We start from the raw sequence: 24686 nt of genomic DNA, 5'->3' as shown, positions 1-24686 counted from the left end.
AGCCAGGAATCCCCCTCCTCAGGGAAGGGGAGGAGTCAAAGCTGGATCCAGGTGGTCTTGAGTTCGGTGTACTTCTCCAGGGCGTGGGCCGACTTGTCGCGGCCGTTGCCCGACTGCTTCATGCCTCCGAAGGGGACGGTCAGGTCGCCCTCCTCGTAGCAGTTGACCCAGACCGTTCCGGCCTTCAGGGCGCGGGAGACCCGGTGCGCGGTCGACAGGTCGGAGGTCCACAGGCCCGCGGCGAGCCCGTACTCGGTGTCGTTGGCCAGCCGTACGGCCTCGTCCAGGTCGTCGAACGCGAGGACCGACAGGACCGGGCCGAAGATCTCCTCCCGGGAGAGCCTCATGCCGGGGTCCACCCGGTCGAAGACGGTCGGTTCCAGGAAGCTGCCGCCGGTGTCGGTGAGGGTGCGGGATCCGCCGGTGCGCAGCCGGGCGCCCTCGGCCAGGCCGGTGGAGATGTGGTCCTGTACGCGGCCCAGGTGCGCTTCGCCGACCAGGGCGCCCATCTCGGTGGACGGGTCGAGGGGGTCGCCGATCCGCAGTTCACGTGCCCGTCGTACGACGGACTCGGTGACCTGTTCCGCGATCGAGGCGTGTACGAGCAGCCGGGAGGGGGCCGTGCACATCTCGCCCTGGTTGAAGAAGATGCCCCAGGCCGCGGTGGCGGCCGCCTTCTCCAGGTCGGGAGCGTCGGGAAGGATGATGTTCGGGGACTTGCCGCCCAGTTCGAGCCATACGCGCTTGAGGTTGGAGTCGGCGGCGTAGTGCAGGAAGTGGCGGCCGACGGCGGTGGAGCCGGTGAAGGCGAGGACGTCGACGTCCGGGTGGAGGCCGATCGCCCGGCCGGCCACCGGGCCGGTGCCTCCCACGACGTTGAGGACGCCCGGCGGCAGTCCGGCCTCGGTGGCGATCCGGCCCAGGAGGAGCGCGGACAGGGGCGAGTTCTCCGAGGGCTTCAGGACGACCGTGCAGCCGGCGGCGAGCGCGGGGGCGACCTTCCAGCCGGCGAGCGTCAGGGGGAAGTTCCACGGCACGACGGCGCCGACGACTCCGGCCGGTTCCCGGGTGACCAGGGCGAGCGCGTCCGCGGGGGTGTGCGGGGACTCGTCGGTGAGTTTGTCGGCGAGCTGTCCGTACCAGCGGAAGGTGTTGATCAGGGCGCGCAGTTCGATGGCGTACGCGTCGGTGATGGGCTTTCCCATCTCCAGGCTGACGGTGAGCGCGAGGTCGGCCCGGCGCTCCTGGAGGAGGTCGGCGATGCGCAGCAGCATGGTGCCGCGTTCGGCGGGCGCGAGGCGCGGCCAGGGGCCGGTGTCGAAGGCGCGGCGGGCGGCGGCGACGGCGGCGTCGACCTCGGCGGTGCCCGCGTCGGCGACGCGGGTGAGCACCTGGCCGTCACGGGGCGAGACGGCGTCGAAGGCGGCTCCCCCGCCGTCCTCGTCGGCGCCGTCGATGTGATGGGCGCCGGAAAGGTCCAGGGACTTGGCTCGGAGCAGCCACTCCGCGTGGGTGACGTCCGTCATGCGGGGCCTCCAGAAAGTTATTTGAACCCAAACGATAAGGTGGGCGCGGAGCCTGGGCAAGGGCTCCTTGCACCGATCCGGCAGGTCCGCGGGCACCGCGGGGAAGGGAGCCTCACCGTGCGAGCGCTCGTCGTCCAGCACGACCACGTGACGGAACCGGGGCTGGTCGGAGCCCGGCTGGAGGAGCGCGGTTACGACCTCACGGTCATGACGGTCGTGCCCGAGCACCGGCATCACGCGCCGGACGTCGAGTTCGACTTCTTCGGGACGGAGACCGGCCTGGGTGTGCAGTTCCATCCGGGGATCACCACGGCGATGGTGCGCGGCCGGATCGAGGCCGGCGGAGCGGAGCAGCGCGTACGCCACGGTGTGGACCCCGGCGGACTGCCGGCGCGGAGCCGGGCCATGGAACCCATGGCCCGGGCGAACGCCCGCCGGCTGGTCGACGGTTTCCTCGGCCGGGCGGCGGACCGGGCCGGCTGACCGGCCCGGCGTGTGTCAGCCGCCGGCGGCACCGGCCTTGTCACGGGTGAGCCGTGCCGCCATGAGGCCCAGGACGAGGACGGCCGGGACGGTCAGCTCGAGCACGAGGGCGGTGCTGCCCTCACCCCCGATGAGCGTGGTGAAGTTCTGGACGATCAGCCAGATCGCCCCGGCCACGCCGAGGGCTCCCAGGGAGGGAGCGATCAGGGTGTTCCAGGGCCGGGTGTCCAGGCGTTCGCGGCGGAAGAAGGCCACCACGGAGACCGACGTCAGCAGGTACAGCGCCATGATGCCGAGGACGGCCACGCCGCTGCCCCAGGAGAACAGGGTCACCACGGGGTCCTTGCCGGCCAGCGCGAACGGGACCACCAGCAGGACCGCGATGGCCGTCTGGACCCAGCCGGCCGCGCTGGGCGAGTGCCGGTGGTTGATCGACGACAGCTTGCGGGGCAGCAGTCCGTCGCGGCTGAGCGAGAACAGGTAGCGGTTGGCGGAGTTGTGGAAGGCGAGGATGCCGGCGAAGAGGGAAGTCGCCAGCAGGACGGGCAGGACGTCGTTGACCCAGGTGCCGAGCAGGTCGGCGATGGGCGCGAAGACGAAGCTCGTCGAGTCGCCGCTCTCCAGGGCCTTGCCGGCGGCCCCGGACACCTTCGAGGGTCCGTAGGAGGAGACCAGCATCCAGGAGGCGAACCCGAAGAAGCCGGTGACGAAGGCGACGGCCGCGTAGGTGGCCCGCGGGACGGTCTTGCGGGGTTCGCGCGCCTCCTCGCCGTAGATCGCGGTGGCCTCGAAGCCGATCATCGACGCCACGGCGAACATCAGGGCCACGCCCGGGGCGCCGTCGAACGCCGCGCTCGGCGAGAAGGACTGTGTGAAGGCCAGGCCCTCGGGCCCGCCGCCCTTGAAGAAGGTGACCAGCGCGAAGACGCTGAGGATGCTGAACTCGGCCAGGACGAAGACGGCCAGCACCTTCGCGCCCATCTCGATGCCCGCACTGCCGAGCACCTGGACGATCACCATCGTGACCAGGGCGCACGCCCACCAGGGCACGTCCACCCCTGTGTAGTGGGCGAGCAGGCCGTTGACGGTCGCCCCGTACAGGCCGTACATGGCGGCCTGGATCGCGCAGTAGGCGAACAGCGCGATCCCCGCGCTGCCGGTCCCGACGGTCCGGCCGAGCCCCTTGCCGATGTACGTGTAGAAGGCGCCGGCGTCCACGACGTGCCGGCCCATCGCCACGAAGCCGACGGAGAAGAGCAGGGTGATCAGACCCGCCACCACGTAGGCGGCCGGTGCCCCCGCGCCGTTTCCGATGCCGACGGCGATGGGAACGGCGCCCGCGACACCGGTCAGCGGTGCCTGGGCGGAGAGGACGAAGAAGAGGATGCCCAGAACGCCGAGCGAGTTGGGCTTGAGCTTGCCTGCTGTGGGGGCGTCGGGCGCGGTCTGGTTCACGACCGCCGTCTGACTGTCCACTCGGATCACCTGCCAGTGAGGAAAGAGGGATTCGTTTCAGGCCAAACGAGTTGCCTCATACTGAGCTGGAACTATCCGTTTGACAAGGGGTTGCGGCCGGTTTCCTGCCCGAACGCGACAGGCCCCGGACGACAGGCGTCCGGGGCCTTGGAACACGCGGGTCGCAACGTCAGTCGCGGCCCTCGGCGTCGGTGTGCCGCCGGGCCTCCAGCAGCCGGAGCAGCGAGCGCAGTTCCTCGATGGCGGCGTCGGTGACCTCGGGGCCGCCGAAGACGAGCTGGTGCAGGACCAGGCCGTCGAGGGCGGCGAAGACGAGCCTGGTGAGCGGCTGGCCGGCACCGTCGGGCAGCATGCGGGACAGCTCGCGTCCGGTGGCGTCGAAGTACTCGTCGTACAACGCGCGCAGATGCGGGAGCAGTTCGGGGCGGCGCCTGGCTTCCAGGAGCAGCTCGTACTGGAACGACTGGATGTCCGGATCGGCCGTGACCATCTCGGACACTCCGACCGAGAAGTCCTCGACCTTGCCGGTGCCGGGCTCCAGCGCGCTGGTGTTCAGGGAGGTGCGGATCGCGTGCGCGACCGCCTCCTCGATGAGCGCGTCGCGCGAACCGAAGTGGTGCACGACCAGCCCGTGCGTGGTGCCCGCCTCCTCCGCCACGGCCCGGTAGGTGAGCCGTCGCAGCCCGCCCCTGGCCACGACGCGTACGGCGGCATTGAGCAGGGCTTCGCGGCCCTCTCCGTAGTTCATGCGCCGACGCGGCTTGCGGCCCTCAGGCGTCTCGGCGGTTTCGGTCATGGTCCCGACCCTACCCGCCTGCTCAAGGGGCCCGGGGCGGACCGGCGCGGGCCCTTTGGTGGTGCCCGCGCCGGACTCCGCGCGCCGCGCGCCGGAGCGGTCCGCCGGGCGGCTCACGCCGTCCTGGCCTGCGCCGCGCCCTCGTGCGGCGGGCATCAGCGCCGGGGCGGACGGATGCCGCGGAACTCCCAGTCCCCGCCGAGCGCGGTGGACAGCACCTCTTCGGACTCGGTGGGCTGGGCGCCCACGTCGGTGCGGATGGGGGTCGGGCCGGTCACGATGTGGTTGGTGAGCCGTCCCAGGCCCTCGACCTCGACCTCGACGACGTCACCGGGCTGTACGGGGCGGGAGTTGGCCGGGGTGCCGGACAGCAGGACGTCGCCGGGGTAGAGGGTGATGGTGCGGGCGATGTCGGCGACGAGGTAGTGCATGTCCCACTGCATCTCGTCGGTCGAACCGTCCTGCACCACCTCGCCGTTGACGTACGTGCGCAGGCTCTTGCCGCGGAAGTCCCAGTCGGTGACCAGGCCGGGGCCGAGCGGGCACAGGGTGTCGGAGCCCTTGACGCGGAGCATGGACCCGGCGTCGGTGTCCCGGAAGTCGTGCAGGCCGTAGTCGTTGGCGACGGTGTAGCCGGCGATGTACTCCCCCGCCTCGGCCGCGGAGATGTTGCGTGCCGTCCTCCCGATGACGATGGCCACCTCGCCCTCGTAGTTGAGCCACTTGCAGCCCTCGGGGCGGACGATGGCGCCCTTGTGGGAGTTGAGGGCCGAGGTCGGCTTGTGGAAGTACGTGGGAGTGGGCGGGAGTTCGATCCCGAACTCGTCCACGCGGCTGCGGTGGTTGAGGTGGACGGCGATCACCTTGGAGGGCACGACCGGGGGCAGGTGCTGTGCCTCCTCGGTCCTGACGCGGCGGCCGTCACCGGCGACGAGTTCGTCCCCGTCGACGGTGACCTGGACGGCGGCGCCGTCGAGGAGGATGCGGCGGTATTCGGGCATGGCGGCTTCCTAGGAACGTCGGTGCGGGTTGTGGGGTGCGACGGCCGCGGGTGTTCCCGCGCCGGTCCAGCCGTCGGCCGGGCGGTCGAACCAGAGGTGGACCTGGCCGGTGCCGATCGAGTTCTCGTACTCGCCGTACTGGCGGGCCGTGGCGACGCAGGCCTGTTCGCCGAGGGCGCCGGCCATCATCAGGTAGTGGAAGAACTTGGCCTCGGGCTTGTACTTCCAGAACTCGTCCATGGTGTCGAGGACCTTGTCGTGGCGGCCCTCCTTGAACCAGGCGATGCGCTCCTCGTCGGCCGCGCGCGCCTCGGGGGTGAAGATGTGCGCCGGGTCGCCGGACTCGTGGTCCCGCAGTTCGCGCAGCGGCCAGAAGGTGTGCGAGAGGGCGCCCGAGGCGATGAGCAGCACCCGGCGGCCAGGGGTGGCGGCGATGCCGTCGGCGAGGGCCCGGCCCAGCCGCAGATGGTCCTCCATGTCGCCGGTCTGGCACACCCCGATGGTCACCCACCGCTTGTCGGGCAGCCCCTCCCCGAGGAACTTCCAGAGGTTGATGGTGGCGTAGTAGACCGGCAGGTACTCGTCGTCGATCGCGGTGATCCAGGTACCGTGCTTGTCCGCGAACCTGGCGATGTTGTGGGCGAGTTCGGGGTCTCCGGGGTAGTCGTACGGCATCCGGCACATGCCGCGCGGCAGTTCCTCGGAGGTGAACAGGCCGGCCCGGCGCGGCTGGGCGGTGGCGACGAACTCGACGGTGGTCGCCCAGTGCGAGTCGAGCACCACGACGGTGTCGTAGTCGTCGCGTTCGAAGACCTCCCGGCGAAGCTGTTCCAGACCGGTGACGAGGGTGATCTCCTTGCCCTCGTTCAGCTCCAGCCGGATCTCCTCGGGGAGCACGATGGTGGGGACGTGGGCGAGCAGCCCCGCCCCGACGATCTCACCCATGGTTCTTCCATCCCTTCGGCGCGGTCACGGTGTTCTTCAGGTCGCAGTAGAAGTCGAAGCTCCAGGTGCCGCCTTCCCGGCCGACGCCGGAGTGGCGGGAGCCGCCGAAAGGCGCCTGGAGGTCGCGTACGAAGAAGCAGTTGACCCAGACCGTTCCCGCGACGAGCCGTTCGGTGACGCGTGCGGCGCGTTCCCGGTCGCCGGTGGCGAGGGTGGCGGCGAGCCCGAAGCGGGTGTCGTTGGCGAGCTGGACCGCCTCGTCCTCGGTGGTGAAGGTCTGGAGGGTCAGGATGGGTCCGAAGACCTCCTCCTGGACGATCTCGGAGTCCTGGGCGACGTCGGCGAGGAGGGTCGGCGCGTAGTACTGGCCTTCTCCGCGGTGGCCGCCTATGACCGCGCGGGCGCCCGCGTCGACCGCGCGCCGCACGAAGCCGTCGATCTTCTCCAGCTGACGCTCGTGGATGTTCGGGCCGATGTCGGTGGCCTCGTCGCGCGGGTCCCCCTGCACGATGGCCGCGGCCTTCTCCGCGAACCGGCGGGTGAACTCCTCGGCGACGGTCTCCTCGACCAGGATGCGGGTGGCTGCGAGACAGACCTGGCCCGCGTTGTCGTACTGCTCGACGGCGAGGTCGACGGCAAGGTCGAGGTCGGCGTCCGCGAAGACCAACAGGGGCGACTTGCCGCCGAGTTCGAGGCTGAGCGGGGTGAGGTTCACGGCCGCCGACTGCGTGATCCGCTGGGCCGTCGGCACGGAACCGGTGAAGCTGATGCGGCGCACGTCGGGGTGCGAGGTGAGGGCGTCGCCGATCTCGGAGCCGTAGCCCTGGACGATGTTGAGGACGCCGGCGGGCAGTCCGGCCTCGGCGGCGATGTCCGCGAGCAGGGAGGCGGTCAGCGGGGTCCACTCGGCGGGCTTGAGGACGACCGTGTTGCCGGCGGCGAGGGCCGGGGCGACCTTCCAGGTCGACAGCATCAGCGGGGCGTTCCAGGGGGTGATCAGCACCGAGGGGCCGGCCGGGTCCCAGCTGACGTGGTTGGTGTGGCCGCGGGTCTCGAAGTCCTCGTGGTCCAGCTCCAGGAGCCAGTCGGCGAAGAAGCGGAAGTTGTGGGCGACGCGCGGCATCACGCCCCGGCGGTGCGAGCGCAGCAGAGCGCCGTTGTCGGTGGTCTCGACGATCGCCAGGTCCTCGATCCGCTTCTCCACGCCGTCGGCGACGGCGTGCAGGATGCGGGCGCGTTCGGCGCGGGAGGTGGCGGCCCAGGCGGGAAAGGCGGCCTTCGCGGCGGCCACGGCCGCGTCGACCTCCACCTCGGTGCCCCGGGAGATCTCGCCGAGGACGCTTCCGTCGATCGGCGAGACGTCGGTGAACGTCTCGGCGGAGGCGACGCGTTCGCCGCCGATCCAGTGCCGGGTGTCGACGGCGACCCCGGCCACCGTGAGGGTGTGCTCGGTCATGTCCGGACTCCAAGTCCTGTGGTGGGTAGGGGGGTCACTCGGCGCCGGAGGTGCCGGACTCCAGAAGTCGTCCGCCGTCCCAGACGACACCGACCTGCCGGTAGTAGGCGGCGATCGGCTCGCGGATCTCCAGTCGGGCCAGCTCCTCGGTGGGCGCCTCGAACAGCTCCAGATCGGCGTCGCCGACCCAGGCCTGTCCGCCCTCGAAGGAGGCCGCGCCCGTCTCGATCAGTTCGTCGAGCGCGAGGCCCTTGCCCTTCTCGACGGAGGGCAGCCAGCGGTGGTGGGCCATGGGGTGGGCGTTGACGAAGCCGTTGGTCTCGGACGGCTCCCTCAGGGTGACCACGGCCTGGGCCAGGCGCCGGTCGGCGGCGGCGAGGGTGGCGCCGAAGCGGGCGCCGGCCTCGATGCGCGGGGCCGGGCCGTAGGGGTGCGGGCGGGTCTGGTGGATCGAGCCGAGCTTCTTCGGGTAGCCCTGGTGCAGTCCGCGGGCGATGGCGAAGTCCTTGTCGACCCAGATGTACACGCAGCGGGTGTAGGTCTGCCCCCGGTACTTGCAGCGGACGACCGCGAACGCCTCCTTGTACTGGGCGAGGACCGGGTCGAGCAGTTCGTCGCCGGAGCCGGAGCAGGACTGCCAGTCGGCCCAGATCATCGCGACCGCGCCCGGGTCCTCGTCGGCCAACTCCAGTGGTTCGGGCAGCAGTTCGCGCACCCGTGCGGGATCGGTGCGGTACTCGACGGTGAGCAGGTCGCCGGAGTAGCGCCACGGCGGGGACGGGACGAGCGACGAGGTGCCGCCGGCCGTCTTGGGGTGGAAGAAACCACGGACAGGGGACATAGCGGGGATTCCTAACGCTTCGTTACGCGGTGAGGGCAGGCTGCTTGAGCAGCTGGGCGCGGTAGCGGGCCGCGCGCATCGCGGCGGACTGGCCGCCGAGCGCCACGACGCCGACCAGCAGGCCGCCGGCGTGGTAGCCGACCACGACGTCGCCGTCCGGGTCGCCTTCGAGGATCCGCACGTCGTCCTTGCCGAGCAGCGGCGAGCCGAAGGACTGGAGCCGGAAGTCGTGCTGGTCGCTCCAGAACGTGGGCAGCGGCGCGAAGGGGGTCAACTCGGCTTCCGTGCCGCCGAGATGGGCGGCGAGGACCTTCGCGGCGTGCTTGGCGGTGTCCGTCGGGATGGACCAGTGCTCGACGCGGCGGGGTACGCCGTCGTAGCGGGCGTTGGGGAAGCGGGCGACGTCGCCGACCGCGACGGCCTCGGAGCGTCCGCCGACCCGCAGGTGCTCGTCCGTGAGGACTCCGTCGGACAGGTCGAGTCCGTTGCCGTTCAGCCACTCGGTGTTGGCGACCGAGCCGACCGACTCCACGACCACGTCGGCCGCGAGGACCGTTCCGTCGCCGAGGACTACTCCGGTGACCCGCTGGTCGCCCTGGAACCCGGCGACTCCGGTGCCGAGCGCGAAGCGTACTCCGCGCTCCTCGTGCCGCTTGAGCAGCGCACCGCCCAGCAGGTCGCCGAGCGGACCGGCCATGGGCAGCGGCAGGGGGTCGACGACCGTGACCTCCGCCGCGCCGAGTCCTACGGCGGTGGCGGCGACCTCGCAGCCGATGAATCCGGCACCGACGACCACCACCCGTGCTCCGGGCCGGATCAGCGCGTCGCGCAGGATCTGGGCATCGGCGAGGGTGCGGACCGTGTGGCGCCCGATGAGCGGGCCGGGGCAGCGCAGCCGGCGGGGGCGCATTCCGGTGGCGACGACCAGTCCGTCGTACGAAAGCCGTTCGCCGTCGGCGAGTTCGACCACGCGCTCGTCGAGGCGGGCCGTCGCGATCCGCGTTCCGAGCCGCCATTCGACATCGGCGGCGGCCGCCTTCGGGGTGAAGGCGAGGGACTCGAACGAGGCCTTGCCCGCGAGGACTTCCTTGGACAGCGGAGGCCGGTTGTAGGGCATGTGCGGCTCGTCGCCGACGACGGTGACCTCGCCGGTCCAGCCCGCCGCGCGCAGTTGTTCGGCGGCGCGCAGGCCGCCCATGGAGGCGCCCGCGACGACTACGCGTGCGGTCATCGGGATCAGCCCTCGATCCGGATGGCCTGGAGCGGGCACACGTCGGCGGCTTCCTCGACCTCGTCGCGCAGCGCCTCGTCCACGTCGGAGACGTAGGCGAGGTGGCCGTCGTCGTCCATCGAGAAGACGTCGGGGGCCGCGAAGACGCACTGGCCGTGGTCCTGGCACTTGATCATGTCGACGACGACCTTCATGGCCGGTCCTCCTGTGGATACGGGCGTCGGAGCAGGGAGGGAAGGGAAAGTGAGGGGCCCGACCGATGCCGGACCGGGCCCCTCGGCCAAAGGGAAGCGAAGCCGCCTCCCTGACTCGTTTGGCTTCAAACAACATAGGAAGCCGTTCGACCCTGGTCAATACCTGTCCAGGTGGATAAATTCTTACCGCCACCCTCTTGCGGGACCGCAACCCGCCTCATACCGTTCGGACTCAAACGACCGACTCGGGGTTCGACGGGGTTCGACCTGAGGATGTCGTTCGGAGCAGTTCGGATCAGGCCGCGGGGTCTGGTGCCCGGGGTGCCTCCCACGCCTTCCGGCCTGTGGGAACGCCTCTCCACGGCGCATCCTCATCCGCCTACGGGACGTACTCGGATGAGGCCACGACGCCACGAGGTGCCGCCGCCCCGGGCGCCGCGGAGCCGGACTGTTCCGAGCGGCACCCCCGCCTCCCCCGCACCCCGGCTCCCGTTCTCTGCACACCACGCGTCCCCGGCCTCAGGCCACCGGGACATCCCACCCTTCCGCCAAGGAGACAACGGTGAGCGCATCCGACACCCCAGACGTCCGCCGGCACATGGAGCGGCTCGCCGCCGAGGGCGTCGACGTGGTCAGGGTCGTCTATCCCGACCTGATCGGCACCGACCGCGCCCGTGACGTCCTGCTCGGCCACCTGCCCTCGGCCTGCGAGCACGGACTGGCCTTCTGCCGCGCCGTCTACCACACCACGCCCCAGGGCGACGTGGTCCCCGTCGCGGGCGGCCTGGACGCCGGCCTGCCCGACGTGTCCGTACGCCCCGACCTGTCCACGGCGGCCGTACTGCCGTGGGAGCCCGGGGTCGCGACCTGCCTCGGCGAGGTCACCGACCCGGCGACCGGGGGCCCCGCCCCGGAATCACCGCGCGACCTGCTGCGGACCGTCCTGGCCCGGTGCGCCGAGCAGGGTCTGCGCCCGGTCGTCGGCCCCGAGCTGGAGTACTTCCTGCTGGAGCCCGCCCCCGGCACCCCCACCGGCTGGCGCCGCTCCCCCGAGGCCACCGGAGCCGTCTACACCGCCGGGCTGCGGGCCGACCCGGGCAACCACCTGCTGCGCACCCTGCGCCGGCTGCGCGACCTGGGCCTCGGCGTCGTCACCGGCAACCACGAGTTCGACGGCGGCCAGTACGAGATCAACCTGACCCACTCGGCGGCCCTGGACGCGGCCGACCGCGCCTTCCGCTTCAAGGCCGCCGTCAAGGAACTCGCCCGTCTGGAGGGCAACCTCGCCACCTTCATGGCCAAGCCCTTCGGCGACGCCGGCGGCTCCGGCTTCCACCTCCACCTGTCCTGCGACGACGCCGAGGGCCGCAACGCCTTCGACGACCCGTCGGGCGCGTACGGCCTCTCGGCCACGGCCCGCCACGCCATCGCGGGCATCCTCGCCCACGCCCCCGCGCTCGCCGCGCTCGCCAACCCGACCGTGAACTCGTACAAGCGCTTCGGACCCGACACCCTCGCGCCCTGGCTGATCGACTGGGGGCTCGACAACCGCAGCGCCATGGTGCGCATCCCGCCCGAGCGCGGCTCGGGCGCCCGCCTGGAGCTGCGGCTCGGCGACGCCAGCGCCAACCCCTACCTGCTGGTCGCCGGGACCATCGCCGCCGCGCTCCTCGGCGTCCTGGCGGGCGAGGAGCCGGAGGCGCCCCTGGAGGGCTACGGCTACGACACCGCGCGCTCCGCCCTGCTGCCCACGAGCCTGGCCGCCGCGCTGGACGCGCTGGAGGCGGACACCGCCCTGACCGACATCCTCGGCAAGGACTTCACCTCCTCCTTCCTCACCTACAAGCGGGACGAGGTCGAGCGCTTCGGGCGGCACGTCACCGACTGGGAGTTCACCGAGTACGCCTACCACCTGTAAACCCTCGAAGCCCGGCCCAGGAGAACCACCATGACCAGCCCCACCGTTCCCGCCACGCCCACCACCCAGGCCGAACTGCGCGCCGCCCTCGCCGAGCCGCTGCCGCTCGAAGAGGTCGACCTCGCGAACCTCGACAACTTCGCCGACGGCATCAAGCCCTGGCGCATGTTCCACACCCTGCGCCACGAGGACCCGGTGCACTGGCAGCCCGAGGAGGCCCCCAACTCCGGCTTCTGGGCGGTCACCCGGCACGCGGACATCGCCACCGTGGACCGCGACGCGGAGACCTTCACCTCTTCGAGGTTCGTCAATCTCGAAGAGGTCGACGACGACCAGATCAAGAAGCGGGCGTCCATCCTGGAGCTGGACGGTGTCCGGCACCGCGCGATGCGCAGCGTCATCCAGCGCCAGTTCGGCGCGAGCGTCATCAACAGCTACGGCGACTTCCTGCGCGGTCTGACGGCGCAGACCCTGGACGCCGCCCTGGCCAAGGGCACCTTCGACTTCGTCGCCGACGTCTCCGCCGACTTCCCCATCAACGTCCTCGCCCGCCTCCTCGACGTGCCGCCGGAGGACAACCAGCAGCTCATCGACTGGGGCAACCGCATCATCGGCAACACCGACCCCGACTACGCGGACGTGCTGCTGCACAGCGCGGAGAGCGACAAGTACCGCGATCTGCCGTTCCGTTCGCCCGCCTCCCTCGAAGTCTTCGAGTACGGGCGCGAACTGGCCCGGCAGCGCCGCGGCGGCAACGGTACGGACCTGGTCTCCCAGCTGGTCAACACCGTTCCGCGCGACGGGATCCCGCTCTCCGCGCAGGACTTCGACAACTACTTCCTGCTTCTGGTCGTCGCCGGCAACGAGACCACCCGCCACACCATCTCGCACTCGATGCTGGCGCTCCTCCAGCACCCCGAGCAACTGGCCCGCCTCAAGGACGACCCGTCCCTCATCCCGGGCGCGGTCGAGGAGTTCCTGCGCTGGGCCTCCCCCGTCTACCACTTCCGCCGCACCGCCACCCGCGACGTCGAGCTCGGCGGCAAGCAGGTCAAGGAGGGCGACAAGGTGGTGATGTGGTTCGCCTCCGGCAACCGTGACGAGGAGGTCTTCGGCAACCCGTACGACTTCGACGTCACGCGCACGAACAACGATCACATCACCTTCGGCAAGGGCAGCCCGCACCTGTGCCTGGGCAACCTGCTCGCCCGCACCGAGATCCGCATCATGTTCGAGGAGCTGATCCCGAGGATCGCCGACATCAAGCTGGCCGGCGACGCGCCCCGCGTCCTGTCCAACTTCGTCAACGGCATCAAGAAACTGCCGGTCGAGGTCACGCTCGCCTGACGGAAGTGGCCCGCGGACGCACTCCGCGACACGCGCCACGGCTGTCCCCCGCCCAGCCGGGCGGGGGACAGCCTCCGGAGACCCGAACTCGTCGTCAGTGGTCCGTAACCAGGTGGAGCCGGCCGAAGCCACCGCCGGGCGGCGGGCCCGACGGGGAGGCACTCGCCGTGGCGTCCGCCGGACCTGTCTGTTCCGCCACCCGGTCCGGGAACACCGTCTCCCGGGCGAGGAAGGCGAGTTGGGCACGCTTCTCGGGGAGGTGGACGTCGGGAAGGTCGACCTCCGGCAGAACGACCACCGGGCCCGGGGTGAAGCCCTGGCGGCGGAAGCGGGCGATGGCTCTCTCGTTGCGTACGTCGGGGTCGACCACGACGCGGTCGCGGTCCAGGCCCAGCAGGACGTACGACGCCGCCGCGCTCAGCAGTGCCGTGGTCCAGCCGGGACGCCCGCCTCCGGGTCCGGCCGGCGCCATCAGCAGATGGACGCCGATGTCACCGGGTTCGACCGGGTAGCACGCGCCGACCCGGTCGGCCGCCGGTTCGTACGTCTGCAGCAGCGCGACCGGCTCGCCGTCCTTCACGAGCAGGTGGGCGTGGTGGGTGTCGAGTGTTTCCATGTGGGCGTATATCGCGATGACCTGATCCTCGGCCAGGTCTCTCATGCCCCAGAAGGCCGCCCTGTCCGCGTTCACCCAGCCGTGGATCACCGGGCCGTCGAGCCGCGCGTCCAGGGCCAGGACACGGACGGCGCCGTAGCCGTCGACGAACTGCTCGTGCAGGGCCGCTCGCGTGGCGTATGTGTCGGACATCGGTCTCCCTCGTTCAGCCGGCGACAGTCGTGACCCGGCGGTTTCCTGTGACCCTCCTGTGCGCCACTCGGTCATATTAGGTTAGGCTCACCTAATTAAACGCCAGGGTGAAGTCGTACCGGAAGGTGAGCAGGCAATGGGGCAGGCACAGGGGCGGGGTTGGGAAGGCGCGGTTCTCAAACTGCTGCGTGCGAAGGACTACGTGTTCACCGTGACGGGCTCGGAGGACGTCACCGCGGAGTACCGCCGGCTGCACTTCACCGACGGAGGCATGCTCGCGGTGACCGGCGTCCACCCGACGATGTGGGTGCGGCTGTGGTTCGACAACGCGGGCCGGCCCCACCAGCGGGCGTACACCCTGGTCGACCCGGATCCGGCGGCCGGCACCTTCAGTCTGGAGTTCGCCCTGCACGAGGGATGCGCGAGCGACTGGGCCAGGGCGGCGAAGCCCGGGGACACCATCGAGGCGACAATCCAGGGCACCGGCTTCGAGCACCCCGAACCCGCGCCCTCACACGTCATCGCCGTGGCCGACCCCGCCTCCCTGCCCGCCCTCAACTCCCTGCTCACAGCACTGGGCCCGGTCCCCGCGACGATCTGGTTCGAGGGCAGCCTGGAGGGCCTGCCGTACCGGGCCGCCACGCACCACGACGTACGGCAGGTGGCGCGCCGGGACGCCGGGCGCGGGCTGGTCGACGAGGTGAAGGTGGCCCTTCCCGAGCTGCTGAAGGACAGTCCTCAGCCGTATGTGTGGATCGCGTGCGACACGGCGACCACGCGCGCGCTGTCGGCACATGTCCGCAAGGAGTTGTCGGTACCCAAGCAGCGGGTCAGCGCGCTCGGCTACTGGCGGGCGAGCTGAGCGCACCCGCGTGACCAGGCACGGCGGGTACGGCGGGTACGGCCAGTACAGCGGGTACCGCAGGTACGGCAACCGGGTCCGCCGTCCGCGCAACCGCCCGGCCGCGACCTGACCGAGCCGTGGGCCGCCCGGCCACCCGCTCCACTGTCCTGGCGCGCCCCGCGCCCGGTACCGCCCGTTCGGCGGCGCTGAACTCGGGGCGTGCCAGGAATCCATCCTTCATGCAGTCCCCCACACGCACCCTCGCCGCCGATCAAGCCGCCGCATCCGGACCCGTCGGCATCGCCCCGCCGGTAGCCGCACAGCCCGCGCCCGAGCGACAGCCGGGCGACGGTCTGGAGGCCCGCCTGGCCGCGGTCAAAACGGAGATGGACGCCCGTCTCGCACAGGCGGCCGTCGCCTACGAGGTCAACACCGCGCACATCGAGACGACCCCGGTCGACTGGTCCCGGATCGGAGCCCCGACGGCTCCCACCGCACCCCTCCCGGCCCCTCCCGTCCCCAGCGCTCCCCCGGGGCTCGCCCCGCACGCCACCCCCGTCGCGGGCCTCCTGCACCGCGCTTCACTGCGGCTGCGGACGGACGGCTGGTGCGCGGGAGCCCTGACCGACGACGACGGCCGCCTGTGTTCGCTGGGCGCGATCCTCAGGGAGTCGGGCGGTGACCGCCCTGTCGAGGCACAGGCCATGGCCGTGCTGCTGGAGGCGATCCGCAGACAGTTCGGCCCGCACGTGGAGTCCGTACCGTCCTTCAACGACGCCTGGGGCAACGGCCGCGAGCCGACCCGCATGCTGGAGCAGGCCGCGGTCCTGGCCGACGCACGCGGCCTCTGAAACGCGGACCGACCCGGCGAGGCAGAGCCGCGGTCGCCGTCAGCGAGGGCCGGGGCTGCCCCGAGGTCCTCGGTCATGCCCGAGGCGTAGCCGGCCCCAGCACTCTCACCGGAAAGCGGCGATGTGACGGCGGGCCCAGTCGGCGAAGGCACCCGGTTCGCGGCCGAGGATCCGCTCGACGTCGGGGCTGATGCGCACTTCGGCCGGGGTGGGCTCACCGAGGATCGCCAGCGTGGTCTCGACCACGGGCTCGGGCATGAACCCGAGCATCTGCGCGCGGGCCTCCTCGCGGGACAGTTCGATGAACCGGACGGGTTCGCCGAGCGCGTCGGCGATCGCCTCGGCCTGCCGGCGGGGGGTGTCGAGAGCGGGCCCGGTCAGCTCGTAGATCCGTCCGGCGTGGCCGTCCTCGCGCAGGGTGACCGCGGCGACCTCGGCGATGTCGTCCGGGTCGACGGTCGGCAGGCCGATGTCGGCGAACGGAGCCGCGACGGCCCTCCGGGCGCGGACCGACTCGGCCCACGCGTACGCGTTGGAGTCGAAGCCTCCGGGCCGCAGGATCGTCCAGGCCAGTCCTGATTCCCGGACCGCGTCCTCGATGGAGCGCCCCGTCTCCCCGTGCGAGGCCGACCCGGGTCGGGTCGCGACTCCCTGGGAGGACAGCAGGACGACCCGCCCGACCCCGCCGGCCTTGGCGACGTCGAGGATGTCCCGTGGGCTCAGCAGGTGCGCGCCGGGTCCCCCGTTCTGCAGGAACAGCGCGTCGGCTCCGTCGAACACGGGCCGAAGGCTCTCAGGATCGGCCAGGTCGGCCCGCGCGTACCCGACGCCCTCCGGCACATCCGCGTCCGAGATTCCCCGGGATGTCGCGGTCACCCGCACACCGTTTGCCGCAAGGGTCCGGACGAGCGATCGGCCGACGTTGCCGGTTGCCCCCGTCACTACGAACATGAACAACTCCCGTGTCGATTCAGCATGGTTGTCGCGCCCGAGTGGGCGGGACCGTCGCGGAGAGCTGTTCTCCGGGCGACACGGGGACGCTAACAGCGTGGATATAGTAGGTACCTAGAGGAAAGCGACTATCCCTAGGGGTGCTCATGGCCGGCAACACCGACTGGGTGGCAGCCGATGCGGCCGACCCTCAACTCGCCTGTCCGACCAGTGCGGTTGTGGACATCGTGTTCAGCCGGTGGACCACACCGATCCTGTGGACCCTCAACTCGCACGGCCGACTGCGTTTCGTGGAGCTGGAACGACGGATCGGCACGATCACGCCGAAGGTGCTGACCCAGCGGCTGCGGCAACTGGAACGCGACGGCATGGTCGTCCGTACGTACCACCCGGAAGTCCCTCCTCGGGTCGAGTACGACATCACCGAGCTTGGCCGCAGCCTGGCCCCGCTCTTCGCCCACCTCGCCGGATGGGCCGCCGCCAACCTGGACAAGGTCGAACAGGCCCGGAACGACTACGACACCGACCCACCCCGCTAGTGCCTGTCTGACAAATGATCAACGTCGTGCTGGTTTCGAGCAGCAGGAAATGGCCTTGCTGCGATGGTGGGGGTCAGCGATGCTGGACTGGTGCCAGGGCAGAGGAAGAGGAAACGTCAGAGGCAACGTCAGCAGCAGGACGAGGCGCGACGGGCGGCCGCTCGCTTCGCGCCTGACGCGGGTCGCTGGGAGGTGCTCTTCGAGACTCAGGACGAGTCGCAATGGCGTGCTCACATCCACCGTCTCCGAGCCTCGGACACGCAAATCGACTGGACGGCGGTGCGGGCGGACATGTTCTGTGGGCGCCTGGTGCAGGCGACTACCTTCCGGCTGAGCCTCTTCGTGCCGAACTTCGCGCCTGATTCAGGCCAGGGATCGCCCGATAATTGATCTTGTGGCTGGTAGGGCTGAGTTGACTGACGCGGCGTGGGAGCGAATAGAACCGCTGGAGCAGGTCCAGGTCCGCGACGATGCCGTGGGCCTGGTGGAGTGGACCGTCGCCGTCGACTCCACGATCAACCGTGCTCACCAGCACGCCGCCGGCGCCCGCGAAAAGGGGCCACAGACGGGGATGAACTGGAAGATCCGGGCAGCTCACGGGCGCGTCAGGCCCTCGGCCGGTCCCTCGGCGGACTGACCACCAAGGTCCACCCCGGCCGTCGACGGCCGGGGTCCGCCGCTGTCCATCGTGCTCACGCCCGGCAACGTCAACGACGCCACCACGTTCGTCCAGGTCCTCAACGGGATCCGCATCCCGCGCGCCACAACGGGCCGGCCGCGCACGACACCAGACCGCGTGCTGGGCGACAAGGCCTACTCCAGCCGGGCGATCCGCCACCTGCTACGGCGCCGGGGCATCGTCGCCACGATCCCCGAGCGCCGGGACCAGGCCGCCAACCGCCGACGGCGCGGAACCTCCGGTGGTCGGCCACCCGCCTTCGACCGGACCGCCTACCGCGATCGCAACGTGGTCGAACGATGCTTTGCTCGCTTGAAGCAGTTCCGCGCGACCGCCACCAGATTCGACAAACTCGGCGACCGCTACCGCGCCGGACTCGTCCTGACCTCCCTTGTCCTCTGGCTCCGTGAACCCGCCAGGTGATCATTTGTCAGACACGGCTTAGTGCCCCGGCAGCGGGAGAGTTCGACCCGGGTACGTCCTTCGTCGGCGGGCCGCGTCGGCGGATGGGTCCGGGAGCACTGAGCCCCGCCCCCGGAAGCCGACCTGCACTGCCGCCCCGGAACGCGCGTTCCGGGGCGGCAGCAGGGCTCCAACGAGCCGACGGGTTACGGGACTTGACTGATCGTCCAGCCCCTCGCGAGCTCCGCTACGACACCGAAGGCCCCTCGACTTCGCGCCGCCTGGCGGTCAGCGCCCTTGCCAGCACCTTGTCCCGGAACGGGTTCGCGGGACTCAGGGCCGTCGCCACCTCCACCGCCTCGTCCAGCAGAGCCATCCGCTGCTCAGGCAGGTCCCGCACCAGCGGCGAGGCGCAGGCCTCCACCAGCACGTACGCCAGCTTCGACCCGTACACCTCCGGCTCGACCGGTGTCAGGGTCCGGTAGATCCACAGCCCCGCGACCCCTCGCACCACCCGCTTGTTGGCACTCAGCAACATGACCCTCGCCCGCATAACCATGTCCTGATCCATCAATCCCCCTCGCTCCACCACTCCCGGGCCGCCCCGGCACACGACGGGACAGCACAACGAACGCGCCGGCAGCCCGACATGGGCGCCGGCACGCATGCCGGTGAGTGGATGACGACGAGTCTGCGGGCAGTCCGGTACCTGTGCCAAGACCGAACGGACGTGCGCTCCGTCCTACCGCGAACGCCCCCCGAGCAGGCATGATGGACCTGACACTCTTCCGGGTGGGCCGACCCCCAGGCCGACGGTGACACCGCCGGGTACCGAGGGAATACTCAGGGCATGGCATTCCTCGTCTTCATGACCTTGCCCGGGCTGGTCATCCTGCTGACCGCTCTGTCCTTCGTCGATCAGCTCCTGCTGCGAGCGAGCAAGGCCGGACTGCTGCCGTGGCGCAACGCGGCACGGCAGGGTCAGATATCGGCGACCGGGTTCGAGCAGTTGCACGCGAGCCTTTCACCGGGCAAACAGACCGAGCTGAAGGAACTCCAGTCGGCTCTGCTGCTGCGCGACGACGAGGAGGACGGGGCACCGCCGAACCGGACGACGGTGGATCTGGACGGAGGAACGGCGGTCATCCGGATGCCCGTCGCCGGCCGGCGGTAGCCCCGCCGCACCGTGCCGGCGTGCTGACCCGCGCCCCGGCGAGCCTTGATGCCGCTGAAGCGGGCCGACGCAGAGCGCGTGCATAGGATCGGCGGCATGGCACTGCGACCTGTTCACGTGATCGTCAAGGCTCTCGACAGCTCGGCGGTCGGCCGCTTCTGGGCGGAGGCGCTCGGCTGGACCGCGTACGACCCCGGTGTGACCACCTATGTCGGACCTCCCGGCGGCCCCGTGTGGCCGGACCCGGTCGTCCTCGGCATCGACGTCGTTCCGGTGCCGGAGCCCAGGACGCCGACGAAGAACCGTGTGCACCTCGATCTCGCCACCACCTCCGCGGCCCAGCAGGCAGAGCTGGTCGAGCGCTTGAGGACGCTCGGCGCGACGCCCGTCGACGTGGGCCAGGGGGACGTGCCGTGGACGGTCCTCGCCGACCCGGAAGGCAACGAGTTCTGCGTGCTGGAGCCTCGGCAGGTCTACCTGGACACCGGGCCGATCGCCGCGGTGGTGGTCGACTGCGTGGATCCGCGGGCCATGGCCCGGTTCTGGAGTGAGGCGACGGACTGGACCCTGCACGAGGTCGCCGACGATCATGCGACGCTGCGGTCAGCCAAGGGCGTCGGCCCGTATCTCGAGTTCGTCCGCACGCCCGACGTGAAGAGCGTGCCGGACCGCGTCCACATCGACCTGTTGCCGTATCCCGGCGACGACAAGGAGGCCGAGGTGGCGCGGCTGCGGGCCCTCGGCGCCACCGATCTGGACGTCGGCCAGGGCGAGGTGCCGTGGACGTGCCTCACCGACCCGGAGGGCCACGAGTTCTGCGTCCTCGCCCTGTCCTGACGCGGCGCGTCGACGGCGCCCGGCATCGGGCCGGGCGGGCATCGAACGAGTCGGACGCGAGCGGGCCGCCGGGCGCCGGTGCTCGCCGGACGCCCACGCCCCACTCGCGTCTCGTCACCGGCCCGGACGCGGCCGACGACGACTCCTCACCAAGTGTGCGCGACGTCGATCACCAGGCGATCGGAGAGCTGCGTCACCCGGAACGGCAGCCGGGCCCGAAGACCGAGTCCCACCTGCGTGACTCCCTCGAAGCTGGCTCCGAACTTCGCGTCCCGGAAGGTCCGGTAGCCGGTCAGGTCGACGCCCGGAAGGGGCTGGCCGCCTCGGCCGGGGTAGGTCACGGTGCCGGTCTCCGGGTTGTACGAAGGTGCGGACACCAGGATCTCGAGGATCGCCCCGCCGGAGACCGGAATGCGAACGCCGGACGGGTCCTGGATGAAGGCGTCGACGTAGTGCACGGTGTACCCGATCGGCGTGGTGCCGGCGGTGGGTACGTCGAAGACCACGCGGTCGTAGCAGTCGTGCTGACCGGTCCTGATGTCGGTCAGTGACCCGTTGTCGGCGTCCGCCGCGGTCTTCGGAAGGCTGCCCCAGCCGGTCGGACACGCGACCGCCGCCGTGGCCGCGCCCGCCGGCGTGGGCGCGGCCACGACCGCACCCACCCCGGCCATCGTCAGGGCGGCCAGCACCGCCATGGATCGTCTCGTACGCATGGTTCCCCCTTGTGGTTGGGGCTCTCGATTCCCTGCCATGTACGACATGACGGTCACGGTTTTGGTTGTACGGACCGCCCCGAAACGAGTGGCTCGCTTCCGCACCCGGAGCCTGTTTCACCGGCCGCCCGCCCCAACCGGCCTTTCAGAAGGCCGAGTTGTCGAACCAGAGGGTCAGCAGGCCCTCGTCCCCGTCGCAGGTGATGACCTCCGCTTCATAGGGGAGGCGGCCGTAGACGAGGAGCAGCAGGTCGGCCGCGGTTCCCCGAACGGTCGCGTCGGCGGATCCGGCTGCCGCCCCGGACGCGTCGAGCCCGAAGCCGTCGGACCGCAGGCGCACCAGCCAGTCGCCGTCACCGTCGGCCGCCTGGAAGCGGATGGTCCTGTCGGGACCGCGCAGGTTGGCGACCGTGGGTGCGAAGGAAGCGGCGAACGGCAGGTTGACGAGGAATTCGTCGATGCCGTCGACCGCCGACGGGCGGTCGATCGTGGGCGGCAGGCCGAGCGCCAGTTCGGCGTCGACCCTGTGCATCAGGGTCTCGAAGAGCATCCGGCGCGCCCAGAAGCGGGCGTGCTGATCCACACCCCATGCCCACATGGGAAGGTCCGGGTCGGTGGCCGCGAAGGCCTCCGCGGCCACCGTCGCGCTCTCGGCCAGCCAGTCGGCGTAGCCGTCCCACCGGTCGGGAAGTCGCAGGTCCACGTCGCGACTTCGCGGGGGCTCCTGGACGCGGGCGTGCAGGAGAGCCGAGAACCAGCGCTGGGCGCTGCCGGTGTGCCGGACCAGGTCCGCCAGCGTCCAGCCGGGGCAACTCGGCACCTCGGTGGCCGGATCGGCGTTCTTGAGCGCCGCGACGAACCGGGCGGTCTGCGCTGTGATCGCGGCGCGGTGGTCGACCGGAGTCGCCCCGCGTTCACGGCTGTCCGAGGGCATCATCGCTGGAGTGCCTTTCTACGAGGGGAAGTTCGGTTCCGCCGAGCAGCCGACGGCGCGGTCGTGACCCTGCCCGAACCGGCTGATACGCGCGGGGCGTTGAGCGGCGAGGGGCAGATCACACGGACGTGGCCTCGGCCCCGGCCGCCGCGAGCTCCGTGGTCTCGGGGGCGGCAGCCTTGCGCACCACGGGTGTGCGCGGCGCGTGTGCCGCCTTGAGACCGACGAGGGCGACGACGACGACCAGGACGAACGCCCCTCCGGCGATGGCGAAGCTCAGCGTGAACTGGCTCTCCTGGGGCAGGACGGGCATGCCGGCCGGCAGTGGTACGGACTTCGACGCCAGGAGCGATGTGATCACCGCGCTCGCGACGGCGCTGCCGACGGAGCGGGAGATGGAGTTGATGCCGTTGGCGATACCGGTCTGGTGGGCCGGGACGCCGGCGACGATGAGGGCGGGCATGGAGGCGTAACCGAAGCTGATCGCCAGACCGATGAGCATGCCCGCTCCGATGACCGAGGCGCTGGTGTCGTGCGCGGCGGTCAGCCAGGTGAAGCCGAGCACTCCGAAGCAGGCCCCGGCGGCCAGCGTGACGCGGGCGCCGAGCCTGCGCACCAGCACCCCGCCGAACTGGGCGCCGACCAGGGAGACGAGCGTGGTCGGCAGCAGATAGACGACGGACGCGGCGAGCACCGAGGCGCCGAAGCCGTAGCCGACCAGGTCATCGGGCATCTGCACGAGGTAGGAGACGCCGATGAACTGGGTGAACATCGCGAATCCCAGCAGCAGCCCCGCCAGGTTGGTGAAGAGAACGGGCCGGTGGACGAACATCTTCATGTCCACCATCGGTTCCTTGACCCGGTTCTCGGTGAACACCCACACGCCCGCCATGACGACCGCCGCGGCGAACGTGCCGAGCGTACGGCCGGACGTCCAGCCCCACTCGTGCCCCTGCGAGATGGGCAGCAGGAGGAGCACCAGCAGCATGCCGAGGGTCAGCGCGCCCAGCCAGTCCGTCCGTCCACCCGTCTTCGTCCGGGAAGCGGGCACCATGAACAGCACGCCCACCAGCGCCACCACGGCGAGGACGACCGCCAGCCAGAAGGGCCGGTGGTAGTCGGGGTGGGAACCCTGGGTGAGGAGGCCCGCGCCGACCAGGGCGAGTCCGCTGCCGAACGCGAGTGTGCCGCTGACCAGGGCCATCGCTCCGTGCAGCTTCTCCGGCGCGATCTCCTCACGCAGCACGGAGAGGGCGAGCGGGAAGATCGCGGTGGCCGCCCCCTGCATCACCCGCCCGACGATCAGCCAGGTCAGCGAGGTCGTCGTGGCGGCGAGCACCGACCCGGCGATCATCACGACCAGCACACCGACGAGCGTGGGCTTCTTGCCGTGCTGGTCACCGAAGCGGCCGAGGAGCGGGGTGAACACGGCGGCGGACAGCAGGGTGGCGGTGGTCACCCAGCTGACACTCGCCGTGCCGGCGTTCAGGTCGCTCTGGATCATCCCCAGGATCGGGACGACCAGGGTCTGCATCATCGAGACGACCATGGCGGCGAGCCCGAGCACCAGGACGATCCCGGTGTGCCCGGAGGACCTCGTCGACGCCGCTTGCTGTGTGTGAGACACGGAAAGTCTGCCCTAACTACTTAACAACCTCGATGCTTGAGAACTTCAAGCAATAGCTGACCGTAGCCGTCAATATTTGAGATGGTCAAACTTCCTGGCGTAAGGTGACCCACATGACAGGAACCAGCGGCGTGAACACGGACCAGCTCATGGAGCTCCTGTCGGTGTCGCTCGGGGCCTACTACGGCGACTTCACGGTGGCCGCGGCGAGCGAGAACCTCACCGCCAGCCAGGGCAAGACGCTCAACGTGCTGCGCCGGGGTCCGGCCGCGATGCGCGCCCTCGCCACCATCCTGACCTGCGACGCCTCCAACATGACGGGGATCATCGACCGGTTGGAGAAGCGCGGTCTGGTACGGCGCGAGCCCAGCCCCACCGACCGGCGCGTCAAGAACGTCGTCCTCACCGCCGAGGGCGAACGCGTCATCGATGTGATCCGCGCGAAGATGGACACCACGCGCGCCGGCCTGGACAGGCTCAGCGAGGAGGAGCGGGACACCCTCTACGCCCTCCTGGAACGCGCCTTCACCACACAGCCCGCCCCTCTCCGACCGAGCGCCTGAGCGTCCGAGGTTTCCCGTGCGGGCCGGGGTGAACCCGCTCGCGTTCCGGCAGCCTTCGCCGGCCGGTGAACGGCCGACGCCCGTCGGGGACGTAGCCCTGGGCCCCGTACTCGAAATCGCACGCGCGTGCGGCGGTCGGACTCTATGATCACTCCGCCCCAGCGACCGCTGTACCAGCACCCGCTCCTTCGAGGCAGCGAGACGTCCGGCTGGTGACTCCATGGCGGGCCGCCCGGATCGGGCACGGGCCGGCGGTCATGACGACGACCTACGTGGCCCAGGGGTCGATGGCCCTGCTCGTGACGGCCGGGTCCCTCATGATCGCGGCGGCCGTACTGCCGGGACTCGTCATCGAGCGCATCACGGCACTGCAGAGCGCCGCACTCCGTGCCACCGCTCCCGTCGAACCCCTCCCCCCGGGGTGACGCGGCGGGAACCGCCGGACGTCAGGGCCGCATCCACCACTGGGGTCAACCACCGCGGCCCTCAAGGCAGTTGGTCACATTCCGGTTGTGCGGTGCCTTTTCGCCAACAGTTTTGGGCGCCATCG

The 24686-nt window shown here is 70.7% G+C and carries 24 protein-coding genes and 2 pseudogenes; 11 read left to right on the top strand and 15 right to left on the bottom strand.

All coding sequences use genetic code 11. The features are described from left to right. Positions 1 to 35: 35 nt before the first annotated feature. Positions 36 to 1526: an aldehyde dehydrogenase gene (locus tag OG485_RS40305; RefSeq protein ID WP_328673740.1), complete on the bottom strand. Its 1491-nt coding sequence runs from the start codon at positions 1524 to 1526 to the stop codon at positions 36 to 38. A 117-nt stretch (positions 1527 to 1643) separates the two neighbouring features. On the opposite strand from OG485_RS40305, the gene OG485_RS40300 reads away from it, so the two are divergent. Beyond that, entirely contained in the window at positions 1644 to 2009 is a 366-nt protein-coding gene (locus tag OG485_RS40300) for a hypothetical protein (protein WP_328673739.1), read from the top strand. 15 nt (positions 2010 to 2024) lie between these two features. Here OG485_RS40300 and OG485_RS40295 read toward each other — a convergent pair whose 3' ends face one another. The 8 genes from OG485_RS40295 to OG485_RS40260 form a co-directional block, all read right to left on the bottom strand. Continuing rightward, positions 2025 to 3485 (bottom strand): APC family permease, encoded by a 1461-nt coding sequence (locus tag OG485_RS40295; RefSeq protein ID WP_328673738.1) that lies wholly within the window; start codon positions 3483 to 3485, stop codon positions 2025 to 2027. Between the two features lie 169 nt (positions 3486 to 3654). Continuing rightward, positions 3655 to 4281 carry a TetR/AcrR family transcriptional regulator gene (locus OG485_RS40290; protein WP_326783580.1) on the bottom strand — a complete coding sequence of 209 codons (627 nt, stop codon included), beginning with the start codon at positions 4279 to 4281 and terminating at the stop codon, positions 3655 to 3657. A gap of 155 nt (positions 4282 to 4436) precedes the next feature. Further along, positions 4437 to 5282, bottom strand: a complete 846-nt coding sequence (locus OG485_RS40285; RefSeq protein WP_328673735.1) for a fumarylacetoacetate hydrolase family protein — start codon at positions 5280 to 5282, stop codon at positions 4437 to 4439. 9 nt (positions 5283 to 5291) lie between these two features. Continuing rightward, on the bottom strand, positions 5292 to 6227 hold the full coding sequence (locus OG485_RS40280; protein WP_328673732.1) for a 3,4-dihydroxyphenylacetate 2,3-dioxygenase: 936 nt from the start codon (positions 6225 to 6227) through the stop codon (positions 5292 to 5294). Further along, positions 6220 to 7683 carry an aldehyde dehydrogenase gene (locus tag OG485_RS40275; RefSeq protein ID WP_328673730.1) on the bottom strand — a complete coding sequence of 488 codons (1464 nt, stop codon included), beginning with the start codon at positions 7681 to 7683 and terminating at the stop codon, positions 6220 to 6222. Before OG485_RS40275 ends, OG485_RS40280 begins: the two co-directional genes overlap by 8 nt. Before the next feature lie 34 nt (positions 7684 to 7717). Then, a complete protein-coding gene (locus OG485_RS40270; protein WP_328673728.1) occupies positions 7718 to 8524 on the bottom strand; it encodes an acetoacetate decarboxylase family protein in 807 nt (268 codons plus the stop codon). Positions 8525 to 8546: 22 nt separating this feature from the next. Further along, positions 8547 to 9755, bottom strand: a complete 1209-nt coding sequence (locus OG485_RS40265; RefSeq protein ID WP_328673726.1) for an NAD(P)/FAD-dependent oxidoreductase — start codon at positions 9753 to 9755, stop codon at positions 8547 to 8549. A 5-nt stretch (positions 9756 to 9760) separates the two neighbouring features. Then, positions 9761 to 9949: a ferredoxin gene (locus OG485_RS40260; RefSeq protein ID WP_326783586.1), complete on the bottom strand. Its 189-nt coding sequence runs from the start codon at positions 9947 to 9949 to the stop codon at positions 9761 to 9763. 562 nt (positions 9950 to 10511) lie between these two features. Here OG485_RS40260 and OG485_RS40255 point away from each other — a divergent pair. Both OG485_RS40255 and OG485_RS40250 read left to right on the top strand, forming a co-directional pair. Beyond that, the gene (locus tag OG485_RS40255) at positions 10512 to 11867 is read left to right on the top strand and encodes a glutamine synthetase family protein (RefSeq protein ID WP_328673722.1); all 1356 of its coding nucleotides are present in this window, start codon (positions 10512 to 10514) and stop codon (positions 11865 to 11867) included. 30 nt (positions 11868 to 11897) lie between these two features. Next, positions 11898 to 13214, top strand: coding sequence for a cytochrome P450 (locus OG485_RS40250; RefSeq protein ID WP_328673721.1), 1317 nt, complete (start codon positions 11898 to 11900; stop codon positions 13212 to 13214). A gap of 208 nt (positions 13215 to 13422) precedes the next feature. On the opposite strand, the pseudogene OG485_RS40245 reads toward OG485_RS40250, so the two are convergent. Next, positions 13423 to 14022 (bottom strand): annotated as a pseudogene (locus tag OG485_RS40245) (GNAT family N-acetyltransferase); the annotation flags it as partial. 136 nt (positions 14023 to 14158) lie between these two features. Here OG485_RS40245 and OG485_RS40240 point away from each other — a divergent pair. Next, positions 14159 to 14884 (top strand): siderophore-interacting protein, encoded by a 726-nt coding sequence (locus OG485_RS40240; protein WP_328673720.1) that lies wholly within the window; start codon positions 14159 to 14161, stop codon positions 14882 to 14884. Positions 14885 to 15105: 221 nt separating this feature from the next. Then, on the top strand, positions 15106 to 15717 hold the full coding sequence (locus OG485_RS40235) for a DUF6197 family protein (RefSeq protein ID WP_328673718.1): 612 nt from the start codon (positions 15106 to 15108) through the stop codon (positions 15715 to 15717). A 105-nt stretch (positions 15718 to 15822) separates the two neighbouring features. Here OG485_RS40235 and OG485_RS40230 read toward each other — a convergent pair whose 3' ends face one another. Further along, positions 15823 to 16668 (bottom strand): NAD(P)H-binding protein, encoded by an 846-nt coding sequence (locus tag OG485_RS40230; RefSeq protein WP_328673716.1) that lies wholly within the window; start codon positions 16666 to 16668, stop codon positions 15823 to 15825. Positions 16669 to 16814: 146 nt separating this feature from the next. Between OG485_RS40230 and OG485_RS40225 the strand changes: the two genes are divergently transcribed. Continuing rightward, on the top strand, positions 16815 to 17207 hold the full coding sequence (locus OG485_RS40225; protein ID WP_328673714.1) for a winged helix-turn-helix transcriptional regulator: 393 nt from the start codon (positions 16815 to 16817) through the stop codon (positions 17205 to 17207). Positions 17208 to 17652: 445 nt separating this feature from the next. Beyond that, positions 17653 to 18309: pseudogene (locus OG485_RS40220) on the top strand (IS5 family transposase); the annotation flags it as partial. A gap of 226 nt (positions 18310 to 18535) precedes the next feature. Here OG485_RS40220 and OG485_RS40215 read toward each other — a convergent pair. Beyond that, positions 18536 to 18826 (bottom strand): hypothetical protein, encoded by a 291-nt coding sequence (locus tag OG485_RS40215; RefSeq protein ID WP_328673709.1) that lies wholly within the window; start codon positions 18824 to 18826, stop codon positions 18536 to 18538. Between the two features lie 312 nt (positions 18827 to 19138). Between OG485_RS40215 and OG485_RS40210 the strand changes: the two genes are divergently transcribed. Together OG485_RS40210 and OG485_RS40205 are read left to right on the top strand one after the other, a co-directional pair. After that, positions 19139 to 19462 carry a DUF6191 domain-containing protein gene (locus OG485_RS40210; RefSeq protein ID WP_328673707.1) on the top strand — a complete coding sequence of 108 codons (324 nt, stop codon included), beginning with the start codon at positions 19139 to 19141 and terminating at the stop codon, positions 19460 to 19462. Positions 19463 to 19558: 96 nt separating this feature from the next. Then, positions 19559 to 20299 carry a VOC family protein gene (locus OG485_RS40205; RefSeq protein ID WP_328673705.1) on the top strand — a complete coding sequence of 247 codons (741 nt, stop codon included), beginning with the start codon at positions 19559 to 19561 and terminating at the stop codon, positions 20297 to 20299. A gap of 146 nt (positions 20300 to 20445) precedes the next feature. On the opposite strand, the gene OG485_RS40200 is transcribed toward OG485_RS40205, so the two are convergent. The 3 genes from OG485_RS40200 to OG485_RS40190 all read right to left on the bottom strand — a co-directional run bounded on the left by OG485_RS40200 (position 20446) and on the right by OG485_RS40190 (position 23573). Beyond that, entirely contained in the window at positions 20446 to 21012 is a 567-nt protein-coding gene (locus tag OG485_RS40200) for an AMIN-like domain-containing (lipo)protein (RefSeq protein WP_328673702.1), read from the bottom strand. A gap of 145 nt (positions 21013 to 21157) precedes the next feature. Next, positions 21158 to 21949, bottom strand: a complete 792-nt coding sequence (locus OG485_RS40195; protein WP_328673700.1) for a maleylpyruvate isomerase family mycothiol-dependent enzyme — start codon at positions 21947 to 21949, stop codon at positions 21158 to 21160. Positions 21950 to 22064: 115 nt separating this feature from the next. After that, a complete protein-coding gene (locus tag OG485_RS40190; protein ID WP_328673698.1) occupies positions 22065 to 23573 on the bottom strand; it encodes an MFS transporter in 1509 nt (502 codons plus the stop codon). Between the two features lie 113 nt (positions 23574 to 23686). On the opposite strand from OG485_RS40190, the gene OG485_RS40185 reads away from it, so the two are divergent. Beyond that, positions 23687 to 24136 carry a MarR family winged helix-turn-helix transcriptional regulator gene (locus tag OG485_RS40185; protein ID WP_328673697.1) on the top strand — a complete coding sequence of 150 codons (450 nt, stop codon included), beginning with the start codon at positions 23687 to 23689 and terminating at the stop codon, positions 24134 to 24136. Between the two features lie 257 nt (positions 24137 to 24393). Then, complete coding sequence (locus OG485_RS40180) at positions 24394 to 24561, top strand: hypothetical protein (RefSeq protein WP_328673694.1); 168 nt, start codon at positions 24394 to 24396, stop codon at positions 24559 to 24561. Positions 24562 to 24686 lie beyond the last annotated feature (125 nt).

This window comes from Streptomyces sp. NBC_00328, from assembly GCF_036139655.1.
In the GTDB taxonomy this organism is placed as follows: Bacteria; Actinomycetota; Actinomycetes; order Streptomycetales; family Streptomycetaceae; genus Streptomyces.
This window is presented reverse-complemented; position numbering and strand designations above follow the sequence as displayed.

What these genes read in the sequence shown, in the direction of transcription:
- OG485_RS40185 (WP_328673697.1), top strand. Translation starts at nt 23,687, where the DNA reads ATGACAGGAACCAGCGGCGTGAACACGGACCAGCTCATGGAGCTCCTG.
- OG485_RS40240 (WP_328673720.1), top strand. Translation starts at nt 14,159, where the DNA reads ATGGGGCAGGCACAGGGGCGGGGTTGGGAAGGCGCGGTTCTCAAACTG.
- OG485_RS40285 (WP_328673735.1), bottom strand. Translation starts at nt 5,282, where the DNA reads ATGCCCGAATACCGCCGCATCCTCCTCGACGGCGCCGCCGTCCAGGTC.
- OG485_RS40305 (WP_328673740.1), bottom strand. Translation starts at nt 1,526, where the DNA reads ATGACGGACGTCACCCACGCGGAGTGGCTGCTCCGAGCCAAGTCCCTG.
- OG485_RS40205 (WP_328673705.1), top strand. Translation starts at nt 19,559, where the DNA reads ATGGCACTGCGACCTGTTCACGTGATCGTCAAGGCTCTCGACAGCTCG.
- OG485_RS40290 (WP_326783580.1), bottom strand. Translation starts at nt 4,281, where the DNA reads ATGACCGAAACCGCCGAGACGCCTGAGGGCCGCAAGCCGCGTCGGCGC.
- OG485_RS40235 (WP_328673718.1), top strand. Translation starts at nt 15,106, where the DNA reads ATGCAGTCCCCCACACGCACCCTCGCCGCCGATCAAGCCGCCGCATCC.
- OG485_RS40280 (WP_328673732.1), bottom strand. Translation starts at nt 6,227, where the DNA reads ATGGGTGAGATCGTCGGGGCGGGGCTGCTCGCCCACGTCCCCACCATC.
- OG485_RS40210 (WP_328673707.1), top strand. Translation starts at nt 19,139, where the DNA reads ATGGCATTCCTCGTCTTCATGACCTTGCCCGGGCTGGTCATCCTGCTG.
- OG485_RS40200 (WP_328673702.1), bottom strand. Translation starts at nt 21,012, where the DNA reads ATGCGTACGAGACGATCCATGGCGGTGCTGGCCGCCCTGACGATGGCC.
- OG485_RS40180 (WP_328673694.1), top strand. Translation starts at nt 24,394, where the DNA reads ATGACGACGACCTACGTGGCCCAGGGGTCGATGGCCCTGCTCGTGACG.
- OG485_RS40230 (WP_328673716.1), bottom strand. Translation starts at nt 16,668, where the DNA reads ATGTTCGTAGTGACGGGGGCAACCGGCAACGTCGGCCGATCGCTCGTC.
- OG485_RS40215 (WP_328673709.1), bottom strand. Translation starts at nt 18,826, where the DNA reads ATGTTGCTGAGTGCCAACAAGCGGGTGGTGCGAGGGGTCGCGGGGCTG.
- OG485_RS40195 (WP_328673700.1), bottom strand. Translation starts at nt 21,949, where the DNA reads ATGATGCCCTCGGACAGCCGTGAACGCGGGGCGACTCCGGTCGACCAC.
- OG485_RS40275 (WP_328673730.1), bottom strand. Translation starts at nt 7,683, where the DNA reads ATGACCGAGCACACCCTCACGGTGGCCGGGGTCGCCGTCGACACCCGG.
- OG485_RS40270 (WP_328673728.1), bottom strand. Translation starts at nt 8,524, where the DNA reads ATGTCCCCTGTCCGTGGTTTCTTCCACCCCAAGACGGCCGGCGGCACC.
- OG485_RS40265 (WP_328673726.1), bottom strand. Translation starts at nt 9,755, where the DNA reads ATGACCGCACGCGTAGTCGTCGCGGGCGCCTCCATGGGCGGCCTGCGC.
- OG485_RS40225 (WP_328673714.1), top strand. Translation starts at nt 16,815, where the DNA reads ATGGCCGGCAACACCGACTGGGTGGCAGCCGATGCGGCCGACCCTCAA.
- OG485_RS40250 (WP_328673721.1), top strand. Translation starts at nt 11,898, where the DNA reads ATGACCAGCCCCACCGTTCCCGCCACGCCCACCACCCAGGCCGAACTG.
- OG485_RS40260 (WP_326783586.1), bottom strand. Translation starts at nt 9,949, where the DNA reads ATGAAGGTCGTCGTCGACATGATCAAGTGCCAGGACCACGGCCAGTGC.